The 21,896-nt window shown below is 31.1% G+C and carries 25 protein-coding genes; 22 read left to right on the top strand and 3 right to left on the bottom strand.

All coding sequences use genetic code 11. The features are described from left to right. From istB (EQM13_RS12710) to EQM13_RS12645, 15 genes are all read left to right on the top strand, one after another. Window positions 1-765 (top strand): IS21-like element helper ATPase IstB, encoded by a 765-nt coding sequence (gene istB, locus EQM13_RS12710; protein WP_114217624.1) that lies wholly within the window; start codon window positions 1-3, stop codon window positions 763-765. Window positions 766-989: 224 nt separating this feature from the next. Beyond that, window positions 990-1,391 carry a CPBP family intramembrane glutamic endopeptidase gene (locus tag EQM13_RS12705; protein ID WP_128752891.1) on the top strand — a complete coding sequence of 134 codons (402 nt, stop codon included), beginning with the start codon at window positions 990-992 and terminating at the stop codon, window positions 1,389-1,391. A 133-nt stretch (window positions 1,392-1,524) separates the two neighbouring features. Next, window positions 1,525-2,160, top strand: coding sequence for a CPBP family glutamic-type intramembrane protease (locus EQM13_RS12700; protein ID WP_161567244.1), 636 nt, complete (start codon window positions 1,525-1,527; stop codon window positions 2,158-2,160). A 314-nt stretch (window positions 2,161-2,474) separates the two neighbouring features. Next, window positions 2,475-2,705, top strand: a complete 231-nt coding sequence (locus tag EQM13_RS12695) for a hypothetical protein (protein ID WP_128752889.1) — start codon at window positions 2,475-2,477, stop codon at window positions 2,703-2,705. A 73-nt stretch (window positions 2,706-2,778) separates the two neighbouring features. Further along, window positions 2,779-3,615 carry a CPBP family intramembrane glutamic endopeptidase gene (locus EQM13_RS12690; protein WP_161567243.1) on the top strand — a complete coding sequence of 279 codons (837 nt, stop codon included), beginning with the start codon at window positions 2,779-2,781 and terminating at the stop codon, window positions 3,613-3,615. Window positions 3,616-3,718: 103 nt separating this feature from the next. After that, window positions 3,719-4,252 (top strand): ATP-binding cassette domain-containing protein, encoded by a 534-nt coding sequence (locus tag EQM13_RS12685; RefSeq protein WP_128752887.1) that lies wholly within the window; start codon window positions 3,719-3,721, stop codon window positions 4,250-4,252. A 145-nt stretch (window positions 4,253-4,397) separates the two neighbouring features. Further along, entirely contained in the window at window positions 4,398-5,504 is a 1,107-nt protein-coding gene (locus EQM13_RS12680; protein WP_161567242.1) for a DUF4932 domain-containing protein, read from the top strand. Between the two features lie 359 nt (window positions 5,505-5,863). Further along, window positions 5,864-6,526: a class I SAM-dependent methyltransferase gene (locus EQM13_RS12675; RefSeq protein ID WP_128752885.1), complete on the top strand. Its 663-nt coding sequence runs from the start codon at window positions 5,864-5,866 to the stop codon at window positions 6,524-6,526. 201 nt (window positions 6,527-6,727) lie between these two features. Further along, window positions 6,728-7,651 carry an ABC transporter ATP-binding protein gene (locus EQM13_RS12670; RefSeq protein ID WP_128752884.1) on the top strand — a complete coding sequence of 308 codons (924 nt, stop codon included), beginning with the start codon at window positions 6,728-6,730 and terminating at the stop codon, window positions 7,649-7,651. Next, window positions 7,651-8,448: an ABC transporter permease gene (locus EQM13_RS12665; RefSeq protein ID WP_114219700.1), complete on the top strand. Its 798-nt coding sequence runs from the start codon at window positions 7,651-7,653 to the stop codon at window positions 8,446-8,448. Before EQM13_RS12670 ends, EQM13_RS12665 begins: the two co-directional genes overlap by 1 nt. A 24-nt stretch (window positions 8,449-8,472) precedes the next feature. After that, window positions 8,473-9,681: an MFS transporter gene (locus EQM13_RS12660; RefSeq protein WP_128752882.1), complete on the top strand. Its 1,209-nt coding sequence runs from the start codon at window positions 8,473-8,475 to the stop codon at window positions 9,679-9,681. A 60-nt stretch (window positions 9,682-9,741) separates the two neighbouring features. After that, window positions 9,742-9,903 (top strand): hypothetical protein, encoded by a 162-nt coding sequence (locus EQM13_RS18275; RefSeq protein WP_161567241.1) that lies wholly within the window; start codon window positions 9,742-9,744, stop codon window positions 9,901-9,903. A gap of 760 nt (window positions 9,904-10,663) precedes the next feature. Further along, window positions 10,664-11,602: an ABC transporter ATP-binding protein gene (locus EQM13_RS12655; protein WP_128752880.1), complete on the top strand. Its 939-nt coding sequence runs from the start codon at window positions 10,664-10,666 to the stop codon at window positions 11,600-11,602. Window positions 11,603-11,630: 28 nt separating this feature from the next. Continuing rightward, complete coding sequence (locus EQM13_RS12650; RefSeq protein ID WP_161567240.1) at window positions 11,631-12,389, top strand: ABC transporter permease; 759 nt, start codon at window positions 11,631-11,633, stop codon at window positions 12,387-12,389. 50 nt (window positions 12,390-12,439) lie between these two features. After that, on the top strand, window positions 12,440-13,240 hold the full coding sequence (locus tag EQM13_RS12645) for an ABC transporter permease (protein ID WP_128752876.1): 801 nt from the start codon (window positions 12,440-12,442) through the stop codon (window positions 13,238-13,240). A gap of 173 nt (window positions 13,241-13,413) precedes the next feature. On the opposite strand, the gene istB (EQM13_RS12640) is transcribed toward EQM13_RS12645, so the two are convergent. Both istB (EQM13_RS12640) and istA read right to left on the bottom strand, forming a co-directional pair. Beyond that, window positions 13,414-14,139, bottom strand: a complete 726-nt coding sequence (gene istB / locus EQM13_RS12640; RefSeq protein ID WP_128751668.1) for an IS21-like element helper ATPase IstB — start codon at window positions 14,137-14,139, stop codon at window positions 13,414-13,416. After that, complete coding sequence (istA, locus tag EQM13_RS12635) at window positions 14,133-15,650, bottom strand: IS21 family transposase (protein ID WP_406565247.1); 1,518 nt, start codon at window positions 15,648-15,650, stop codon at window positions 14,133-14,135. The genes istB (EQM13_RS12640) and istA overlap by 7 nt, the downstream gene beginning before the upstream one ends. A 326-nt stretch (window positions 15,651-15,976) precedes the next feature. Between istA and EQM13_RS12630 the strand changes: the two genes are divergently transcribed. The 6 genes from EQM13_RS12630 to EQM13_RS12605 all read left to right on the top strand — a co-directional run bounded on the left by EQM13_RS12630 (window position 15,977) and on the right by EQM13_RS12605 (window position 20,904). Continuing rightward, window positions 15,977-16,480, top strand: a complete 504-nt coding sequence (locus EQM13_RS12630; RefSeq protein WP_071140498.1) for an NUDIX hydrolase — start codon at window positions 15,977-15,979, stop codon at window positions 16,478-16,480. 102 nt (window positions 16,481-16,582) lie between these two features. Continuing rightward, window positions 16,583-17,296, top strand: a complete 714-nt coding sequence (locus EQM13_RS12625) for a GNAT family N-acetyltransferase (RefSeq protein ID WP_128752874.1) — start codon at window positions 16,583-16,585, stop codon at window positions 17,294-17,296. A 445-nt stretch (window positions 17,297-17,741) separates the two neighbouring features. Beyond that, window positions 17,742-19,421, top strand: a complete 1,680-nt coding sequence (gene abc-f / locus EQM13_RS12620) for a ribosomal protection-like ABC-F family protein (protein ID WP_128752872.1) — start codon at window positions 17,742-17,744, stop codon at window positions 19,419-19,421. A 47-nt stretch (window positions 19,422-19,468) separates the two neighbouring features. Further along, window positions 19,469-19,711 (top strand): hypothetical protein, encoded by a 243-nt coding sequence (locus EQM13_RS12615; RefSeq protein ID WP_114219321.1) that lies wholly within the window; start codon window positions 19,469-19,471, stop codon window positions 19,709-19,711. Window positions 19,712-19,770: 59 nt separating this feature from the next. Continuing rightward, the gene (locus EQM13_RS12610; protein ID WP_114219320.1) at window positions 19,771-20,259 is read left to right on the top strand and encodes a peroxiredoxin; all 489 of its coding nucleotides are present in this window, start codon (window positions 19,771-19,773) and stop codon (window positions 20,257-20,259) included. Window positions 20,260-20,355: 96 nt separating this feature from the next. Continuing rightward, window positions 20,356-20,904: a hydrolase gene (locus tag EQM13_RS12605; RefSeq protein WP_128752870.1), complete on the top strand. Its 549-nt coding sequence runs from the start codon at window positions 20,356-20,358 to the stop codon at window positions 20,902-20,904. A gap of 20 nt (window positions 20,905-20,924) precedes the next feature. On the opposite strand, the gene EQM13_RS18270 is transcribed toward EQM13_RS12605, so the two are convergent. Continuing rightward, window positions 20,925-21,092 (bottom strand): hypothetical protein, encoded by a 168-nt coding sequence (locus EQM13_RS18270; RefSeq protein WP_159429062.1) that lies wholly within the window; start codon window positions 21,090-21,092, stop codon window positions 20,925-20,927. A 204-nt stretch (window positions 21,093-21,296) separates the two neighbouring features. On the opposite strand from EQM13_RS18270, the gene EQM13_RS12600 reads away from it, so the two are divergent. Then, the gene (locus EQM13_RS12600; RefSeq protein WP_206172696.1) at window positions 21,297-21,770 is read left to right on the top strand and encodes a GNAT family N-acetyltransferase; all 474 of its coding nucleotides are present in this window, start codon (window positions 21,297-21,299) and stop codon (window positions 21,768-21,770) included. The last annotated feature ends 126 nt before the right edge of the window (window positions 21,771-21,896 follow it).

Here is a 21,896-nt window from a genome sequence, read left to right as displayed (position 1 = left end):
ATGAAGGTTAAATTAAATGAAGAGATTAAAGAATACTGTAATATATTGAAACTTAAAGGAATTAAAACTCACTATGAAGAAGTAATATCTGAAGCGGCTGATTATGAGGATTTTCTTCATAAGCTTTTAACTTATGAGATGGAAGAAAAGGATAAGCGTTCCATTGAATGTCGTATTCGAAATGCACATTTGCCTTACAGGCAATATATTGAAGATATTGAAATTGACTGTCTCCCAGTAGATATGCAGAAAAGACTTCCTGAGTTAGCAACACTTGATTTTATCGAAAAAGGCAAAAATATCATAATGACCGGTAACCCGGGAACCGGAAAAACTATGGTTAGTATTGCTTTAGCATTAAAGGCTTGCATGGCAGGTTATAAGGTTCTGTTCACGACAATTCCACTACTGGTTACTACATTGAAGGAAAGCAATAGCGCTAAGACCTTGAGATATTTTGAGAATAGATTTGAAAAATATGACCTTGTAGTGGCAGATGAACTTGGGTACACCTCGTTTGACCGGGAAGGGACAGATCTGCTGTTTAATAATCTTTCTTTAAGGGCAGCAAGGAAATCAACAATAATTACTTCTAACCTTTCATTTGAGCGTTGGATTGAGGTTTTCGGTGATCCGACAGTTACAAGTGCGATGATAGATAGACTTACTTACAAGGCAATTCTTGTCGACATGGAGGGTGATTCTTATCGGCTAAGAGAAACATTAAGAGAAAATGGTGCATCTATTAAATCTTTAACAGCTTAAAGTATTTGTGCCTTTGTACACAAATTTTAGAGGCACATTTATTTACAAGAAAGTGACCTAAAATTAAATGGTCTTTTGACCTAATTTTCGGTTGACAAATACAGATAGGATTCTCGTTTGCATGTTGTAGTACATATATTTCAGATTTGGCAGAAATTTTTTTTGTGAAGTCAGCCCAAAATTATTCGAAAAATTTTAAAGTATGGAAAGGAAACAATATTTATATGTTTGTTATATTGGCGGGAATTATAGGGCCAATAGTACAAGAAGTGGTATGTAGGCATTTTGTCCCTAAATGTTTGTATGGAAATTATTCGATGGTTGGGGTGATTTTTATGCAGGCTGTCATATTTGGTGTGGGGCATATGAATATTATAGAGTCTATTTATGCTTTTATGGGGGGCGTTCTTTTTATGGTCTTAGTACTATGGACAGATAATTTATATCCGGCTGTAATTTGTCATATGGCAGCTAATCTTTATTCTCTTGTTGTATCGCATTTTTTACATAAATATGGAGTTGATTTAAAAATGTTTTTAGCTGTTTCGATGATACCTTTATTGATTATAGCTTATAAGAATAGAAAATATGATGCTTTGGATAAAAATAACCCTTATTGGAGCTGAGATTTGGTATTAAATTTATGATTTATGATTAATAATACTGACATAAAAAATCTTGAAAAAGTTTTGGTAGGGTTCGAGTGTTTTTGTTTTTATACTAAAAATACTTAATATATTTAAAGAATGGGGGATGAAAATGAAAGAAGGAACTATTAAGTATGTTATAGTCATTTTAGTTGCATTGCTGTCTTATACGGTAATAGAGAGGATACTTCGGCATTTTTCTGTTTTGAAAAGCAATAGGGATCCCCTTTGGTCAGGTGTTTGGTATTATTTGTACGGCATATGTTTATTGGTGTCGCTTTTAGCAATTAGGCCTATAGATTTTGTTTTTAAAATTCCTTCAAGGATTGGTTTCTCATTGCTTATAATTGGGGTTATGATGTTATTTCTTTTATTAAACTTGAAAGAAGGGAACAAAATATATTATCCTACGGCGGATAATATTCTGAAGTGCGTTAATTTTTCTGTTATTCAGCCTTTATTTGAAGAGGTTGCTTTTCAAGGGATTATTCTTCCCATTTTGGCATTTTTATTTAAAGAATATTTTAGAGCGGAAATCATTATTGCGATAGATGGGATACTTTTTGCTTTATTCCGGAAGAATTGCTGGTCATTTATTAAAGAAAGTAGTGTAACGTATTTTTTTATTCAGGGAGGTATTTTTGCATATATTGCTTATACAACACAGTCTATTTGGCTTTTGGTTATATATCGTGTATTGTTAAATATAACCATAACTGTTTATAAAAATAAGAAAGTAAAGGCTTAAGATAACCTTTACATCTATTAAAGTGTCGTTCGCATAGTCGTAGATATCGTTCACAGCGATGAAGGTGTCGTTCGCTTAGAGTATATTGATATATTTTTATAAGATGATAAAATTGAAATCAGGAAAACGATATAGGGATTACTTAGATAGGCAAACACAAAATCGCATGATAAGCAGTGATTTTGTTCACTGATTTATTCAATATAATTCTACAGGGGAACGGCCAACCCCGTATAAAAGTTTTAATATTGAAACCTGAGTGTTTAGTATTTTTATATGCAAACACTAATTTACTAAAGAAAAGATGGTAAAAAATGGAGCCAATTTATAATCCTAATAGTAAAGTTATAATAGCTAATAATGATCTGACAAATAATCCGACAGATGTAAAAAATGAAGAATTTGGGTTAAGTAAGTCAACGACGATGGGTGAAATGGTAGAACCAGATGATACTAATATTAGTTGTTGTGTTTCGTGTTGCTGCTGCGGAGGCGGTGGCGGAGGAGGAACAGCCTCTCTTATTGAAGAAGACGTAATACTGTAGCTGTTGTATATGTGTATGATGGCAAATCAATATATGATTTGCCATCATACATAATTTAATGGAGGTGAATGATGTGGAGAAGAAAAAAGTCCATAAGGGGCTGCTTTATTATTGGTTATATTATTTAGCACTGGCAATGCTTATTTCTGTATTCCTGGCACAGTTGCTTCCTTATGGGATAACAAGATTGTTGGGTATAATTGGGGTGTTATCACCTGAAGATTATTTTCAGTTTGAGTTTATGAAATTTGATTTAAATTATCTACACGTTGGCTTATTTGTATTTTTATTATATTATTATATTTTTAAAAAAGATAAGCGTATAGAAAACGAAAACTATTTACATTTATCTAAAATTAAAATATCATATGTCGTTTTATATATATTAATAGGGTTTTCGACAATATGTTGCAGTGAATACATTTCTGATTTGGCAAAAAATTTTTTTATAAAATCAGCCCAAAATTATTCTGAAAATTTTAAAGAATGGAAAGGAAACAATATCTATGTGTTTGTTATAACGACGGGAATTATAGGACCGATAGTACAAGAAGTAATATACAGGCATTTTGTTCCTAAATGTTTATATGGAAATTATTCGATGGGTAGGGTGATTTTTATACAGGCTGTCATATTTGGTGTAGCTCATATGAATATTATACAGTCTATTTATGCTTTCATGGCAGGAGTTCTTTTTATGTTTTTAGTATTGTGGACGGATAATTTATATCCGGCTGTAATCTGCCATATAGCAGCTAATCTTTATGATGCTGCTGTATCACCTTTTTTACATAAATATGGAGTTGATTTAAAAATGTTTTTAGCTGTTTCGATGATACCTTTATTGATTATAGCTTATAAAAATAAGAAATATGATGCTCTGGATAAAAATAACCCTTATTGGAATTGAAATTTGGAGGTGAAAGATTTGAAATATAAAATAATTCCATTTTTGATAACAAATTATGATGATAAATCAGTGGTTCAAAACTCAGAAAATTTAGTTATATTAAATGGGAATTATATTTCAGGATTTTACCAAATACGAATTGACGTGCAGAGAAAATATAGGATTAGGAAATATAAACTTAATGGACAATGATGTAAAATTACAGGCTGCAATAAATAAAGCTTATGCAAATGAAACAGTTGATGCTCTTCCAAAGGGAATAGATACACAATTAGGAGTGTGGTTTAGCGGAGGAGTACAATTATCAGGGGGTCAATGGCAAAAAATAGCATTATCAAGAGCATTTCTGAGAGATGCGGATTGCTATATATTAGATGAACCAAGCGCCTCCTTAGACCCGGTGTCGGAGTATGAGATATTTCAAAGAGTTTCAGAATTGACAAAAGGTAAGATAAGTATATTTATATCTCACAGATTATATAACTTAAGGAAGATATCATCTAGGATACTTGTACTAAAAGATGGTCAATTAACAGAACAGGGAACTCATGAAGAATTAATGGATTTAAATGGGCATTACGGATATCTTTATCGCCTGCAAAATAATATTGAATTTGTGCCAAATTCGGATATATGAGAAAAGATTTTTTGTTTGTATATATTTTTAATTATAAATTTTCAAAATGGAATGTAAAAATGATGGAGAGTTTTATAATATGAATATTATTTAGGTAATAAAAATTTATTAACCTATGTGAGAACAGAAAGGTGATATGTTCATAATGAAAAAGAAAATAAGCAGTATTTTAATTATAATTTTAGCTATATTGGTTTTCATCTCCGGCTGTGAAAAAGAAATAAATGTAGTTAAATATGAGGAAGGAAAAGTAACCGTGTCAGTAGACCCGAGGATTGAATTGATTTCAATCATTCAAACCCTCGCGGGAGTTAAACCTCTCACAAGATTAACATTTGATTATAAAAATAATGTATTAGATTATTTTAATGAATATAGGGACTGCCCTGCAATAAAATCATTTAAAAAATATAATTCAAAAGGGTTTAACTATTATAAACCTATGTATTTTATGCTCTGCTGTAATTACAATAAAGGGTTATTATCATTTGAGGAGGAATTATATAATAAGAATCCAATTGGTATTTTTTTTAAGGATAAGAGTAAAATAGACGATTTAATTCATCAATTAAATGATTTCATCAGCGTAAGCAAGTTTGATAAATTTTTTGATTCAAACAAGAATCGCTATGCCAAATATATATCCGATTATGAAAAAGTTGTCAATATTGCTGATGTTAAAGAAAGGATGGAACAGTACTATGGTATTGAAAAAAATACATATAATGTTATTTTGGTACCTTTGATAGTAACAGGGGGATATGGATTTAGTATAAAAAACGAAGAAAAATTAAGAAACGTATATTGTATTATGGGACCTATAGATATAAAAAATAATGATCTTTTATTTTATATAAAAGATTTACCGAAATATGTGGAATATCATGAATTTAGTCATTCGTTTATAGATCTTTTGATTTTTAAAAATGAAGCTAAAATAAAAGAAAACCATGAATTAGTTAAATTATTTGAAGAAGTACAAGATGATATGGCGGTTCAACCATATGGCAGTGTAGAGAATTTTTTAGATGAACTTATAGTCAGATCCGTAGTAGCAAGACTTATTAACAAGTATGAAGGAGAAGAATATTACAAAAATGTAATAGAGTATGAAAAAGGAATAGGCTTTATATATATAGAAGAAGTATGTAATTCCCTTGAAAATTATGAAAATAACAGAGACAAGTATCCGACCTTTGAATCCTATTACGGTGAGATAATAAAGTGTTTAAGCAGTATTGAAGTAAAATAAAGAAGGAATAGGCATAATTATCACTGTTCTTAGTATTATCGGCTTGTAATATAGCCTAAATTTTTATAAGGTCAGCAAACAAATCTATTTTACCTGATATTTCGGGAGAAGAAAATATCGAAAGCGTGGCAGGAATATTAAAATATATTTAATTTTATCGGAACCTTATCGATTTCCCTTAACACGCTATGATTTTAAACAGGTTGATGGACAAAATAAAACTTCAGGTCAAACTGGAATGGAGTGGTTGTTGAATTGTAAAATCAAGGGAAAGGCTGTATAATTAAAATTAAAATTAAAGATTTCATGTACGTTCCGTGCTGTTTGTGGTTATAAAAATTTATTCCGGGAGTAAAAATATGAATGAAGGTAACGTAAAAAAGGCGTATTCGTCTTCAAAAAATGTTTATGATGATATACTGACTCAGACAAAATGGTGGTCTAAACTATATATACGGTTCTTTTGGAACGGTATAAATGATAATGAGATTGCTGACAAGGTTTTAAAAATGATTCCGAGTGATTTTGCCGGGAAATTACTTGATGTGCCGGTTGGCACCGGAATATTCACATTAGGTAAATATATGACATTGCCAAATGCCGAAATAACGTGCATAGATTATTCAGAGGATATGTTACTTCAAGCTCAAAAAAGATTTTCCGATAGTAAACTCAGAAATGTTACTTGCATGCAAGGTGATGTAGGAAACCTAAAATTCAGCAATGAAACATTTGATATTGTTCTATCTATGAACGGATTTCATGCTTTTCCTGATAAAGAGAAGGCATTTTCTGAAACTGCACGTGTTATAAAAAAAGGTGGCATCTTTTGCGGCTGTTTTTATATTAAAGGGCAATGTAAACGTACGGATTTTATCGTCAATTCTCTGCTGGCGAAGAAAGGTTGGTTTACACCGCCTTTTCAATCTCTTGAGGAATTGAGGTCAAAATTATCTGCGATATACACTCACGCTGAGGTAGTCAATCAAAAATCAATAGCTTATTTTAAGTGTGTCAAATAGTTCCGTATTTGTTCGTTTTTTATATACCGATTGTATTAAATCATGAGGGTAATGGTGTAAAATGAAAATCAAAGAATTCTTAAAAAAGCATTTGCTTCCTAAATGGCCGGCATATCTGATGCTGGGAGTAATGGGCGAAAAATGTAGAATTATATGGAATAAGAAGTAAATTTAGGGCATAAGTGAAAGAGGGGTGGCTTCTTGAAAGCAATAGAAGTTAATAATTTAGTGAAAAGGTATGGAGAAGTTTTTGCCGTAAATAATGTTTCATTTTCTGTAGAAAAGGGAAGTATATGTGCAATACTTGGACCTAACGGTTCAGGCAAGACTACTACTATTAAAAGTATATGCAATTTAATAATTCCGGATGAAGGTGAAATAAAAGTATATGGAAAAGATAATAAAAAAACTATGGATAAAATGGCAGCATTGTTTGAGGGGAACAGAAATCTTTATTGGAGATTGACTCCGACAGAAAATTTAAGATATTTTGCGGGCATAAGGGGTCTGGGAGGGAAGGAAATAAATGAAAAAATAGATGAGTTATTGACAAGATTTAATTTAGAGAATAAGAAAAATGTTGTTGTCAATAACTTATCTAAGGGTATGCAGCAAAAGGTTGCTATAGCTATGACACTGATTTGTAATACGGATATTATTCTTTTAGACGAGCCAACCCTTGGATTGGACGTTCGAAGCTGTATGGATATAGAAAGAGAATTAAGAACTATAGCTCGAGAAATGGAGAAAACTGTGCTTTTAAGTACCCATGATATGAAATTGGTTCAGAATGTATGCGATGATGTTGTTATATTGGACAAGGGCAAAATAGTGGCGGATGGTACGGTAGAAAACCTTTTGCGTATGTTTAGAGGTATGACTTACGAATTTGTTTTATTAAATCCTATGTCTGAAGAAATAAAAGATTATTTATTGGGCTTAAATTATAATTTTTATTTTACGAAGGATGATACCGTATTAGAAACGGAAATATCCGATTCTAAGGAAATATATAGTATTATAGACACCTTAAGGGCTAAGAACATATTAGTGAAGGAAATAAAGCAGAAAGATGTAAATTTTGAAAGAGTATATTTGAATTTTACCGGCGGGGAGGGAAATTAATGAAAAAGTTATTTTATTTATTTAAGGTATCTATTGAAAAATCTGTTATTGACTTAGTCAGATATAGATTTAATACCATTTCGGAAATTATCAGTTTTTATATTCCGTTTATCATGATGTTTTATATAATAAGGATGTTTGGCATCAGTATGGATGTAAGTCCTATAAAGTTAGGAGGAACATTGGAAGGTTTTGTAATAGGATATTTTTTGTGGGTTGTAATGGTGATGGCTTATGCAGATACTGCCAATAATATAATAAATGATGCTAACCGAGGCACTTTAGAACAAATAAGCATGTCAAATTTAGGGTTACATAATGTGCTAATTGTAAGAAGCATAACAAATTTGATAGTAAACCTGTTGGTTTGCTTTATAATATTGTTTACAATAATGGCAACTACAAATTATTGGCTTGACATAAAAGTAGGACAACTTTTAATTTTGATATTTATAGGGATTTTCAGTATTTTAGGAATTGCTTTGATATTTGGAGGATTAGCTTTAATATTTAAAAAGATTCAATCATTTTTAAATATGGTTCAATACTTTTTAATAGCGCTGGTTATTCAAGGACCAAATTCCTTTAGTTTATTAATATCGGCATTGCTTCCTTTTAGATTATCTATTGAGAGTGTATATAGGATAGTATTGGGAGGGGAATCCATTACGGATTTTTCTTTAGGCGATTTTGGAATTATGATAGGGAATTCGGCCGCTTATTTTTTTGTAGGATTGTTGGTTTTTAAACTATGCAGCAAAATTGCAAGAAAGAACGGCTTATTAGGGCAATATTAGGAATAAAAAAGGGGATATTTCATAATGAAAAACAAAAATTTTTTATTTTTTGCACTATCCCAAGGAATATCAAGCTTCGGAGATATATTTTTTGATACTTCTATTCTCCTGCTTGTATATGATTCTACCAGGTCGGTTTTGCAGAGTGCTATGGTGGGAGTTGCATGGCATATTTCATCTATGATACTTTCACCTATTGCGGGGGCGTTATCCGACAGCTATGATAGAAAAAGGATTTTAATGTTTTCTAATTTTATCGGATTTATTGTTACCTTCTGTGTTGCTTTATTTTATTTGATTAATGAAAAATTATCGCTGTCTGTAGCGTTGTCGGCAATCGTGTTATCCAATATAGCCCAGACTTTTATAAGACCTGCGAGCAAATCCATTTTACCTGACATTTCGGGGGAAGAAAATATCGCAGGTGCAACGGGGACATTAAGATATATAACAGATATATTTAATTTTATCGGAACCTTGTCGGTGGGATTTGTTATTGAATTTTTCGGCGGATTTACAGCTATAATTATTGATAGTATAACGTTTTTTATAGCCAGCGTGATTATTGTATTTATCAATATCCCTCAGAGATCTATTTCCATTGATATTAATAAAAATGATAATTTATTAGGAAAAATTCGTGATGGCTGGGGAGTACTTAGTAGCAATGTTTTATTGAAAAGAATAGTTGTTGCTGCGATTCTAATAAATGTCGTATCCTTTATAGGACCATTATTACCTGCTTTTATTGATGAAAAATTTAGCGGAGGGTCAATTGACTACAGCGTTATTGAGACTGTAAGTTTAATTGCCGGCATATTAGTCGGTTCCACGGCTTCTACTTTAACCGAGCATATTCAGAGCAAAAAACTTATCTCCTATGGATGGATTGGAATGGGGCTGTCTATTTTGGGGACATCAATATTTAAGGGAAGGTTTATAATATATGTCATGTTTTTCCTTCAATCGTTGTTTGTCACTGTTTCAGCGGTCAATCTTGATATTTTTATGCTCAGAGAGGTGGAGCAGAAATTCAGAGGCAGGATAATAGGGATTGTTTCCAGTTTAAGTGTTATTTCAATTCCTCTTAGCACGCTTATAGCCGGTATAGTAGGAGACAGAGTACCCGTAATGTATATATTTATGTTTGCAGGAATATATGCAACTGTTATCGGAATTTTATGCTTTATTACGGTAAAAAAAGTTAATGTTCCTCCTGAAATCGAGCATTAAGTTATTATATGTAAAAGTTGGAGGAAGGAAGTAATATTTTAATAAAATTGAATTTAATAATTGGAGGTATACAACCGAATTAATTTCAGTGGTTATACTATGGAAGAAAACAAAATTATGAAAAATAAAATGAGTTTAAAAAAACTTGTATATATATGTGAAGTATTTGATACTAATGCAATTATAGTTCCTATAAAAACAGCATTTTATTTGAGCTTTTAAGCAATAATATAGGTTTGCTGTTTATTGCAATTGTCTTACAACAGATAATATTTTCTTATTTGTCAATACACTTTGAAATATATGTTTTAGATTCGATTGAAGATAAGAGTACAAGCACTCACTATCAATCTATCGTTTCGTTTATATACTCATCGCTTAGAATGATTATTTTAATGCTGATAACTATATTGTTTAAATATCTAAATCTGAATAGAGTTTATTATATTTTTATTGGAACTTTAATTTTTACAATTGTATTCTATAAAGTTTTTAGGAATAAAAGTCATGAACAAAGTTAAATTTCTATCTTTTATTATTTCCATCAATACTATAATGTCATAGTATGGTTAAAAAATGGCTGCATACATAGGGACGTTTTGTTTGCCGTCTTTTTTGCATTAAAATCAGGGCTGTCTCCTAAAGATCTAATTGTTTTACTCCGAAGTTAAGGCAGAAAATAGAAAAGTGTAGTCAAAAATAATATTAGCGCTTTTTTATCTTTTTTATCAAAGAGGATTGAAATTGTCTAATCAAGGATACGGTTCTTCATGTTGATAAAACAGTCATGATAACCGTACCCATGACTTTAAGTGCATTCATCTTAGTGCAACACTAACGTTTATGAATAGAAAAATAATGTTAGGGGAAAAAACAAATCAACGACAAAAATCGATAAAAAATACAGATTCACTAATGTATACTTAGTAATATGGGTTTTTGTAATGTATAATTTTTATAAATTAAAGGAAGGTAGGTAAATATGCTAAAGATATCTAATATTTCAAAAGAATTTGGTAAAAACAATAAAAAAGTACAAGCTCTAAATCATATCAATTTACAAGTAGATAAAGGAGAGATTGTTTGTATTTTAGGTCATAATGGAGCCGGGAAAACTACATTAATAAAGTGTATTAGTGGATTGATAATACCTACTAGTGGGGAAATAACTATAGATTCTGAAAGTGTTATAAAAAATTCTAATATTCCTAAAAATAAAGTAGGTGCTGTTTTGGAAGGATCAAGAAATATTTACTATTATCTTACGCCTAGGGAAAACCTGAAATATTTTGGGTTGCTTAACAATTTATCTAAAAGAGAAATAGAAGAAAGAACTGAATATTATTTAAACCTATTTGATTTAAAAAACAGAGAAAATGATATGGTTAAACAATTCTCACGAGGGATGCAACAGAAAGTGGCAATTATGGTTGCTCTTATGAAAGAACCTGATATATTACTTCTGGATGAACCTACATTGGGATTAGATATAATATCTTCAAGCATTGTTAAAAACATTATCAAAGAATTATCAGAAAAATCCAACAAGACTATAATGATAACAACACATGATGTGCGTTTGATTGAAAATTTAGATAGCAGAGTAGTATTTATGAAAGAAGGTAGGTTAGTTAAAGATGATTATTTAAGTAATTTAAAAAATATTATAGGACAAGAAGATACTTATGAGTTAGTTATTACAGAGCAGAGTTTTAAAAGGCAAATGAACGAATTAATTGAAACTGATTACCAAGTAATAGATAATAGGGAAAATCTGATAATAATAAATACAACTAGCAAGAAGTGGATAGCTCAAAATATAGACAGTTTAGATATTATTAATATAAATAAAAAGGAATATGATTTTGAAGCTATTTATAGAAGAATCTTAGAAGAAGGTGCTATAAATGAGAAACCTTAAATTATTAGGTGCGGAGATAGTTAAAATAATGGGAGACTTAAAAGCCTATTGGTTTAATTATTTATTTGGCAATTTAAATGTATTTTTTCTTTTTCTTGGAATATTTTATGCGTTTCAAAAAAGTAATGGAACTGCAATAGATACTTTTAATTTATTGATTGGACTTATGATATGGTATTACGGAGTTCATGCCATTGATTTAATAGCTATAATAATTGAGGAAGAAGCAGAAGAGGGTACATTAGAACAGATTTTTGTTACAAGAAGCAGTTTCATAAAAGTGTTATTTAATAGAATAATGTCTCAGATTATATTTGATACGATAAAAGGTGTTTTTGTATTTGTATTATGTGTTATTACATTTAAAATTCCCTTCAGCTTTATCAAATCGATAAATTGGTTATGGACATTAATAATCTTTTTTTTAACGTTATCAGGTTTATATGGTATAGGCTATGCAGTTGCTGGGTTATCTATAATTTATAAGAAAACTACGGCAGTTGCAGGAACATGTTCAAATTTGTTATTATTTTTTACTGGCATAATAATTGATCTTGATAAATTACCTAAGGCATTTATATATCTTTCGAAAGTTTTACCATTGCATTGGGGGATGAACACTTTAAATGATTTAATTAGAAATGATTTTCAGTTATTTAAAATTGTTAGGAGTTCAAATTTTATTTACTTAATTATAAGTTGTTTATTTTGGATACTATTTGGTGTGTTTATATTTAAAATATGTGAGGAGAAGGCTCGGATAAAAGGCACATTAAATCAATATTAATGTAGGTGTAAAGCTAATGTTATATAAAAAAATTAAAAGGATGGGGTTTTATGAATAAATTTGGCAATGCTATCAAGGCGGAGTTTGTGAATTTATTTGGCGATTTTAAATCATATTATTTAAACTATATATTTTATAATATAAATATGTATCTTTTATTTTTAGGATTATTTTATGGAATGGAAAAGCAATCAAAAGAAAGCATTGAAATACTTTATTTCTTAATAGGATTAATATTGTGGTGGTATACGACTACCGCCATTCAATCTGTATCAATAATAATACAAGACGAAGCAAGACAAGGAACTCTTGAACAAATATTTATGACTAAATCTAAGGTAGGACAAATTACTTTATGCAAATTAATAGCTAACTACTTATTTGAAACATTACAAATAATCTTTGTAATTCTACTATGTACGCTTTCTTTTGGATTAGCAGATTTATTTAAATTAAATATAAGTTATATTAATTTATTAATCAATATTCTAATGACGCTTGTGGGGCTATGTGGAATAGGCTATGCTGTAGCAGGTTTATCTATAATATATAAAAAAGCACAAGCAGTAGCAAGAGCAACATCGAATGTAATTTTATTTTTTTCTGGTCTAATCTTACCCATAACAGCAGTTCCTAATATATTTAGATATATAGCTAAAGCATTTCCCTTCTATTGGTCAATGGAATCTATTAATCAATCTATATATAATTCAAAAACTATTTTAGATTTATTTAATAGATCTTTTGGTATGTTAACATTAGTTTCTTTAATATGGGTAGGTGTAGGAATTTTAACTTTTAATCATTCAATTAAAATAGTAAAGGTTAAGGGGAGTATATCTCATTACTAAGCAAATAGTGAAGATGCTTCTTTGAATAAAATAAACATGATCTTTTATTTATCAAAACGTAAGTTGTTTTTTGCAAGAGGAAATTCCTCACTTTTGCAAATTTTTTTCCTCACCCCATAGGTGGGGAATTTTTGATCATTGCAGCCATCTTTCAACTTTTTATTCTGCGGTTACTAAGCCGAAATACTTGATTCTCTCATCCTGTTGCTCTCCCCGGGGAAAAGCAGCAGGTGACAGTGGTGTAAAACTCTATCCAGTATTGCGGCTGTCATATCTTTATCATAAAAAACATTTATCCATCTTGAAAATTCAATATTAGTGTTTATAATCAGTGTTCTTTGTTCATAGCATTCGGATATAAGTTCAAACAACAGCCGGGCTCCTGTTACATCAAGGGGTACATATCCCCATTCATCACATATAATCAGTTCCGCTTTCATAATCTTTTTCATAAAACTGCTTAAGGTTCCTTCTTTCTTTGCTTCCGACAGTCTGTTAACTAATGCTGCCGTACGGTAAAAACGGGTTTCCATCCCTTTTTTACAAGCTTCTACTCCTAATGCTATGGATAAGTGAGTTTTCCCTGTACCTACATTTCCGTACATTATGATATTTGTTTTGCTTTCACAAAACTTTAACTCCTTTAAATACTCCGGTGTAACACCTGGAGGCAGGCTTATTTCATCAAACTTGAATCCGTTAAATGTTTTTATACTATAGAATCCTGCCTTGCTTATTAGTTTATCTATTCTTGCTGTTTTTCTGTGTTCTATTTCTTCCTGCAGTAGTTTAAGTAAAAATTCCTGATGATTTTCCCCTTCCGTTGTCTGTGCCTGTTCTGCCAGGTTTTGACTTAATCTGAGACGTTTACAGCATTCTCTGATTTCTTTATCTAACATGTCCTTTTACCCCATTTTTTCAATGCCTTATCATACTTTGATAAATCTGTTTTCGTAGGTTTCAGTCGGGGTATTCTGCTTTCTGTTTTCATCGGAGGTAATTCCCTTATCTCACTGCATAAATGCCTGTGCATGCTTATCAGGCTGTCTACATCCACTGCATCATAACATAGTACTTGGGTTACTGTTTGTGCTGCATTCTCAAAACCATTTTTCTCTGTTAATGAAGCTATTACGGATAGTATCTTCCCTCTCTCGCTTCTTTTACATTTATCCAGGTATTTCTTCATATCTTCCGGCATAATGTTATAGATACCGCTGTATTTTAATGCCCCAGGCCGTTTAGCAAGTTGCCTCAGATAGGGAAGCCACTTCATGCTTTGCTGTTTATGATCTCCGTATAATCTTTTGTGCCGAACAATTTCGTTTTGATTTTCATCCATAGGTATCACATATGAAGATGTGACTTTGATTACAACACGGGTATTTGCGTATTTTGGTGAAACGGAATATTCATGTAATCCATTGTTTAAATAAAATCGCCCATATCCGTTTGTATGTACTATATGATATCCTGCTGTATCAAACTCTGTTGCAGGCAGCGGTAAAAAATTCTTTTTATCTTCTTCAAACAATTTACTGATAAAATCTGATTTTCTGTAATGCTCCCTGTTTCCGTCTTCATTACATTTGACAAGTAATTCCTCGTTATATTTCCTTAATTCCTGAAATCTCGGAATGGGGACTAACATATTTCTCCTGTGGTATCCTACTTTTGATTCAACATTCCCCTTTTCATGCCCTGCCTCAGGATTACAGAATACAGTATCAAAACCGTAATGTTCCCGAAATCTCATGAATTTTTCAGTCAGGTTACGGCTTCCTTCTTTCAGTATTTTGGTTACAATCGTCTTCGTATTGTCAAACCATAACCGGGTTGGAACACCTCCTATATATTCGAATATTGCTTTCAATCCTTCCAACAAACATTCAATATTTTCTCCATAGAATAACTGAAGATATCCCTGATTACTGTATGGGAAAGATACATTCAGATATTTTCCGTCATGAAGTACGCCATTTTCATAAAACTGTGCATCCCCGAAATCAACCTGTGCTTCACCCGCAGGGTGCTCCAACGGCAAATATCCTTCTTTTTCGGTATGAAAAATTTCCTTTTTCTTTAATGTTACAAAAGCCGCTACTGTCCGGTAAGAACAGTCAAAACCTTCGATTTCTTCTTTCAGTCTGTTATAGACCCTGGTGGCTGTATGACGTTGTTTCTTTTTTGCTTTCTTATCATTCTCCAGCCATTGGGTAATAATTGACTTGTAAGGATCAAGTTTAGAAAATTCCATATTTGTTTTAACTGCAGGAACAGGCTTGTTCCAATCATTTTTATTAATATACTCCCTTATTGTTTTTCTGTCATAACCGGTTTCACGGGATATTTGAGATATATTTTTCCCTTCCTCAAAGTAAAGTTTTCTGATATCATATATTTGTGCCATTGTTAGCATCTCCATTTCCTCCTTGCAATCTAATCAATTACAAGGATAATATATTGGTCAGATGTCTGCAATGGCATTTGCAATATTGGGGAAATTACCTCTGCAAAAGTGGGGAATTCTACTTTGCAATATTGGGTAATTTTATTTTACAGCAAACACGTAAGTATACCATAATGATGTGAGTGTAAGATTACAATAGTATAATAGTATAATAGTGTACAACATTTTGATGAATTTGGAATAAAGGGAATCGAAAATGAGATAAAAAATATGGTACAATAATTTAGTAAGATAGTGAATACTTTATGGCGAGAAGGGGATAGATTATGGAACTTTGGGATATTTACGATGAAAAAGGAAAATCAACGGGTAAAAAGGTATCAAAGGGAAGTATCTTTTCAAAGAAGGAGTACCATTTAGCTATGGAGGCATGGATCATTAATCCGGACAATCATATATTGATACAGAAACGAAGTGAAAACTGTGAAGTACTGCCGGGCATATGGGCTTTAACTACCGGTAGAATGATTTCAGGAGAAAGTTCTCTTGAAGGATGTATTCGTGAAATACATGAAGAGTTGGGAATTGCCGTAGATAAAAAGGACTGCAGTTTTATACGCAGAATATTTAGAAATAATTCGAATTTAATATGGGATTTATATCTTGTCAGAATAGATATGAGTACTGAAAATTTTGTACTTCAGAAAGATGAAGTAGATGAGGTAAAATGGGTTACTTCCGCTGAATTTAAGCAAATGTTGAAAAGCGGGATTTTGTTTGAATATCCCGAGATATATGAAGTGTTTTCATATGTGTGTCAAATAAATTGAGGGGAGTTGTGAGAAATTATTTTTGGATTATCAATCTTGGAGAAATTGAACAGACTTTTAAAATAAAATTTGATTAGACTAAGAAAGAAGAGTGCATATGACATGGAAAATATAAATGATATTTTGAATTATTTACAAAAGGATTTAGTTAAAAATATAAATATGATAAATTTTATGAATGATTACCCTGTTTCTTATATTGAAAAAGTAGGGAATTCCGTTATTGCTAAGGGAAGAAGCGATAGAAACTGGGTTTATATAAGTTCCGATTCAAAGGAAGAATTGGAAGCCGTAAAAGAAAAATTAAAGATTGATGATAAATGCTTTGCAATAATAGAGGATTGGATGATTCCTATTTTAACTAAAGGAAGTAAAATCAAATGGGAATTATCTACTATGAGATTTTTTGTTCCGAAAGATATATTATTGCCGGATATTAAACATGCTACATCCGATTTAAAAACAGATGATGCGGATTTTATTTATCAAAATTCCGATTACAAGGAATACATATCAGTTGAATATGTTAAGGATAGAATTAAAAAAGGATTAAGCTCGGGGATACACAGTTCCGGGAAGTTAGCAGCTTGGTGTATAACTCAGGATGACGGTGCGGTAGGCTTTTTACATGTTCTTCCCGAATACAGAAAAAAAGGTTATGGAAAATCTGTAACTTTGGATGTTATCAAGAAAATAAGGAATGAAGGTAAATTACCCTTTGCCCATATTGAACAGGAAAACGAAAATTCTATAAAGCTTGCCAAGTCCTTAGGATTTAAAGAGGACAGGTCTGTAAATTGGTTTGAAATAGAATGAGGGATGAGTAATTTCAATTTGTTGATTTATTATTAAAATTATGATAATATAAGGATATAAATATGGGAGGTACAAATCGGTGAGAATACATGTAAGCATTATATATTATGAAAACTCAATAGGATGTTTTTATATATAAGGTTTATATGTCCGTTTCTGTATGATATATATATTAAATATTGAAAAGAGGACTATGAACTTGTGTGTTCATAGTTTTTATATTTTTTGTAAAAAAGTTTCTATCGAGGCATAAACAAATTAAGGAATCTTTTTAAAACTCATTAGGTCAAATATATATTAGGGAAAATGAAACTTTCTTATGGGTTATAAAAAAGGGTTTCTATGAAAGTGTTAATTGAGGGAAAGCAAGATTTTTATATTAGTTACAAAATACAGTTATAGATTGTAAATCTATAGCTGTATTTTTTTGGGAGGAGATGAATATATGTTATTGGAGATAAAAAACGTATCAAAGTCCATTGGGGACAGAGAATTGTTAAAGGATATTTCCTTTAAATTATATAAAAATGACAAGGTTGGATTGATAGGAAAAAACGGGATTGGCAAGACTACACTTTTAAAAATAATTACTTCTCAAACAGAAAAGGATTCGGGAAGTGTTAAAATTAACGGAAGATGGGGATATCTGCCTCAGAATCTTTTTTTACGTAACGATAAAAATTTTGAATGTGTTAATCAGATTGTCAATAAAAGTGAAAGCTATGGAAAGTTTCTTGAATTGCTTAAAAAATTTGAATTGAATGGTGCTGAAAATCGTCCTATAGAAACTTTGAGCGGAGGAGAAAAAACTAAGTTATATATTATAAAGCTTCTTCTTCAGAACCCCGACATACTTATAATGGATGAACCTACAAACCATTTGGATTATGAAACAATTCAATGGCTTGAAAATTTTATCAAAAACTTCAAAGGGGCAGTTTTCATAGTGACTCATGATAGGTATTTCCTCAATAATACCGTTTCACAAATATTTGAATTAGAAAATAAAACAATAAAAGAATATAGTGGAAATTATACTTTCTATTATAATCAAAAAAAAGAGGAAACAGAGAGAATAAAACTTGAATATCATCAATATATAAATAAAAGAAAAGAGTTGGAGAAAGCGGCAAGGAAACATATGGAAAAATCCAAGAGATACAATAATATGTCCCAAAATGATTTCCAAAGGCATAAGTCTGCTAAGGTTGCTAAAAGATCAAAAGCTATAATATCAAGAATTAAAAATATGGAGGAAAAAGAAAAGCCTTTCGTACCTAAAAATGTTAATATAAAGTTCAAAAGGGATGAAGAAAAAACCGGAGATATTTTAATTAAAGGGAGAAAGTTGTCAAAATCCTACGATAAGGTACTGTTTAAAGATATAAGCTTTGATTTGTATAAGAATAAAAAAGTAGCTATTATAGGGAAAAACGGAGTGGGAAAGAGTACTTTTCTTAAAGGAATAATAGGAAAAATAAAAATTGATGGGGAAATTTATATATCCCCGTCGGCAAAGATAGGATATTTTTCTCAGGAACTTGAAAATTTGGATATGGACATGACAGTATTAGATAATTTGAAGAGGATTTCCTTTGACGAAAGTTCAATAAGAAATATTTTGGGGAGCTTACTTTTTAAAGGAGACGATATCTATAAGAAACTTTGGGATTTGAGTTACGGAGAAAAAGTTAAAGTTTCCTTTGCCGAAATACTTCTTGAGAAAACCAATGTTCTTATTCTCGACGAACCTACAAATTTTCTTGACATTCCTACAAAGGAAATAATAGAAGATGCCCTTTCGGAATATGACGGAGCAATATTATTTGTTTCTCATGACAGATATTTTATAAACAAAATGGCTCAGGAAATATGGGAAATAAGCAATGAAGGATTTACTAAATATGAGGGAGGATATAATTACTATATTGATAAAAAAAGCTGGCTGAATACCAGTAATAGTGATATTAATAAAAAAGAAGAACTTTTCAAACTGGAAATGGAACTTTCTTATATTTCTTTTAAAATCAGCAGTTGTAAAGAAGAGAAAAAGACTGAACTGGAAAGAAAATATTTTGATGTTGTAAAAAAGATGAAAGACATTAAAGAAGATTTAAATAAATGAAATCATTCCATGTGTTTTCCCAATGAATCAGAGGGAGTGGATCAAAGGTGACGATAAGAAGGATATTTGATTTTGCGTTAATAAATGTTTCGGTTCCTGTTTTGGCTGTCTGCATTATTTTATTTATCATAGGGATAATAGTTATCAAAACGAGGTATAACAAGATGCCTATTTGGTGGAAGACAATTGTTGTGGCTATTGTAGGCTTCACAGCATCCATATTGATAGTAGTTACGGTATTGATAATAAGTTTTTATTCAATTGGGTTGTCCGCATTTTTACTTTCTTAATATTTAAGTTTTATTTACCTCAAAACAGGGTAATAGTTTAATGAAATGAGGTGAATTTTATGGATGAAAATATTAAAACTGTTGTAGGAGAGAAGGCTCTGGATTTTACTTTTAAATCAAAAAATAATGATGATATGAAACTTTCTGATTTTATCGGCAAGAAGAATGTGATCCTTTATTTTTATCCTAAGGATAACACTCCTGGCTGTACTCTTGAAGCTATGGATTTTACGGATTTATATCCTGAATTTGAAGCAGCGGATACTGAGATTTTAGGAATAAGCAGAGACAGTGCAAAATCTCATGAAAGTTTTTGCAACGATCTCGGTATTCCTTTTCCATTGATTAGTGATGAAAGCGGGGAAATACACAATCTATATGGTGTACTTAAGCCAAAGAGCGGTAAGGAAGAAAACGGCTTTTCAACTGAAAGAAGTACATTTATAATAGACAAAAAAGGAATATTGGTAAAGGAATACAGGAAAGTAAAAGTAGCGGAACATGCCAATAATGTTTTAAAATTTGTTAAGAATAACTTGCAATCTTAATATTTCAATCACATATGAGAGAGTATAATAACATTGATACCGTTGCTTATCAATGTTATTATACTTTTGTAGAGAAAATTGAAGGAGGCATGAAAGGTGAGCAGATTTAATTTGGATACGAAGGATGCTGTTTTACTTATTATTGATATTCAGGGCAAACTTGTAAAAGTTATGAAATATGGGAAACAGGTAATTGACAAGACAAATATTTTGATTTCGGCTTCGGAAGAACTGAAATTCCCTATAATTTATACGGAACAATATCCTAAGGGATTAGGCGGTACGGTTCCTGAACTGCAGGAAGGATTAAAAACGGCAAAAAAATTTGAAAAAGTAAATTTTTCAGCATACCTTGAAGAAATTAAAAAAGAACTTGAAAATACAGGCAGAAAGAAGATCATAATTACGGGAATGGAGACCCACGTATGTGTTTTTCAAACTGCAAAGGATTTAATTGAAAACGGATATGATGTGTTTATTGTAAGTGACGGGGTTTGCTCAAGAACTAAGGAAAATCACAAAAACGGCTTATCTCTGATGAGAGATATGGGAGCGGTAATAACGAATACAGAAACGGTAGTATTTGATCTGTTAAAGAAAGCAGGAACTCCCGAGTTTAAAGTAATCTCTAAGCTGATAAAGTAGGTGCCTAGACTGGGGAAATTTCAATAATGTTTGCATATATTCATTAAGCAGACGAGCTGCCTCTCAAGCTCGTCTATATTGCTGCGGCCTTCAAAATGAGGCATCGGTCCCCCATATTCCAATGTGATATTATTTGGATTAGTCAATCCAAGAACCCATTCCAATAATTTATAGTCTTCATCCTGCATTTCGACATGCTTATCTCTTAGCCCTTCTTTACTGTTTAAGACTCCGACTACATGTATTTCTTTTATTTTTTTTAATAATTAGAAATTATATCTTCCATAAATGTTATGACTGAATTTATAGTAATTATATAACTACAGTCTTTATTATTTATGATAAAATAATGAAAGATACTGATTCGTTTGATATATAGGAGAGTGATTAGATTGAAATTAGAATTCGGAAAACTTACACAAAAGAATGCAGTTATAATTGCTGATGAGTGGAAATATCCGGGCATTTATTCATTTTATGATATGACTGCTGATGAAGATGACTATAATGAATTAATAGACCCAGATATGCGAGGAGAAACGTATTTTGAGGTACTTAGCGGTTGTGAACTTATTGGTTTTTTAACTTTAAATATTAGTGAAAATGTTGCTGATATTGGTATAGGTATGCGTCCGGATTTAACAGGAAGGGGTTTAGGAACGGAATTCATGTCCTCATGCCTAAATTTTATAACCAAAAAGCACAGAAATGTTAAAGCAATAACCTTGTCCGTAGCTTGTTTTAATATACGCGCAATAAAAGTCTACAAAAAATTGGACTTTAAAGAAGAATATCATTTTGACCAACAGACAAATGGGGGTAATTTTAAATTTGTTTCTATGAGAAAAAAAGTTTCTTTGGAGTGATGAAATTTGCAAAATTCAAGTTTTATAAGTATAATATATATTAATAAATTTATAAAGATAGTTAGGAAAATAAATATAAAATTTGGGAATAATAGTTGTTAAGAAATTTTATTTAAATGATAATAT

It is taken from the genome of Acidilutibacter cellobiosedens (assembly GCF_004103715.1).
Lineage (GTDB): Bacteria > Bacillota > Clostridia > Tissierellales > Acidilutibacteraceae > Acidilutibacter > Acidilutibacter cellobiosedens.
The sequence above is the reverse complement of the archived record's forward strand: the minus strand, read 5'-3'. Positions and strand labels throughout refer to the sequence as shown.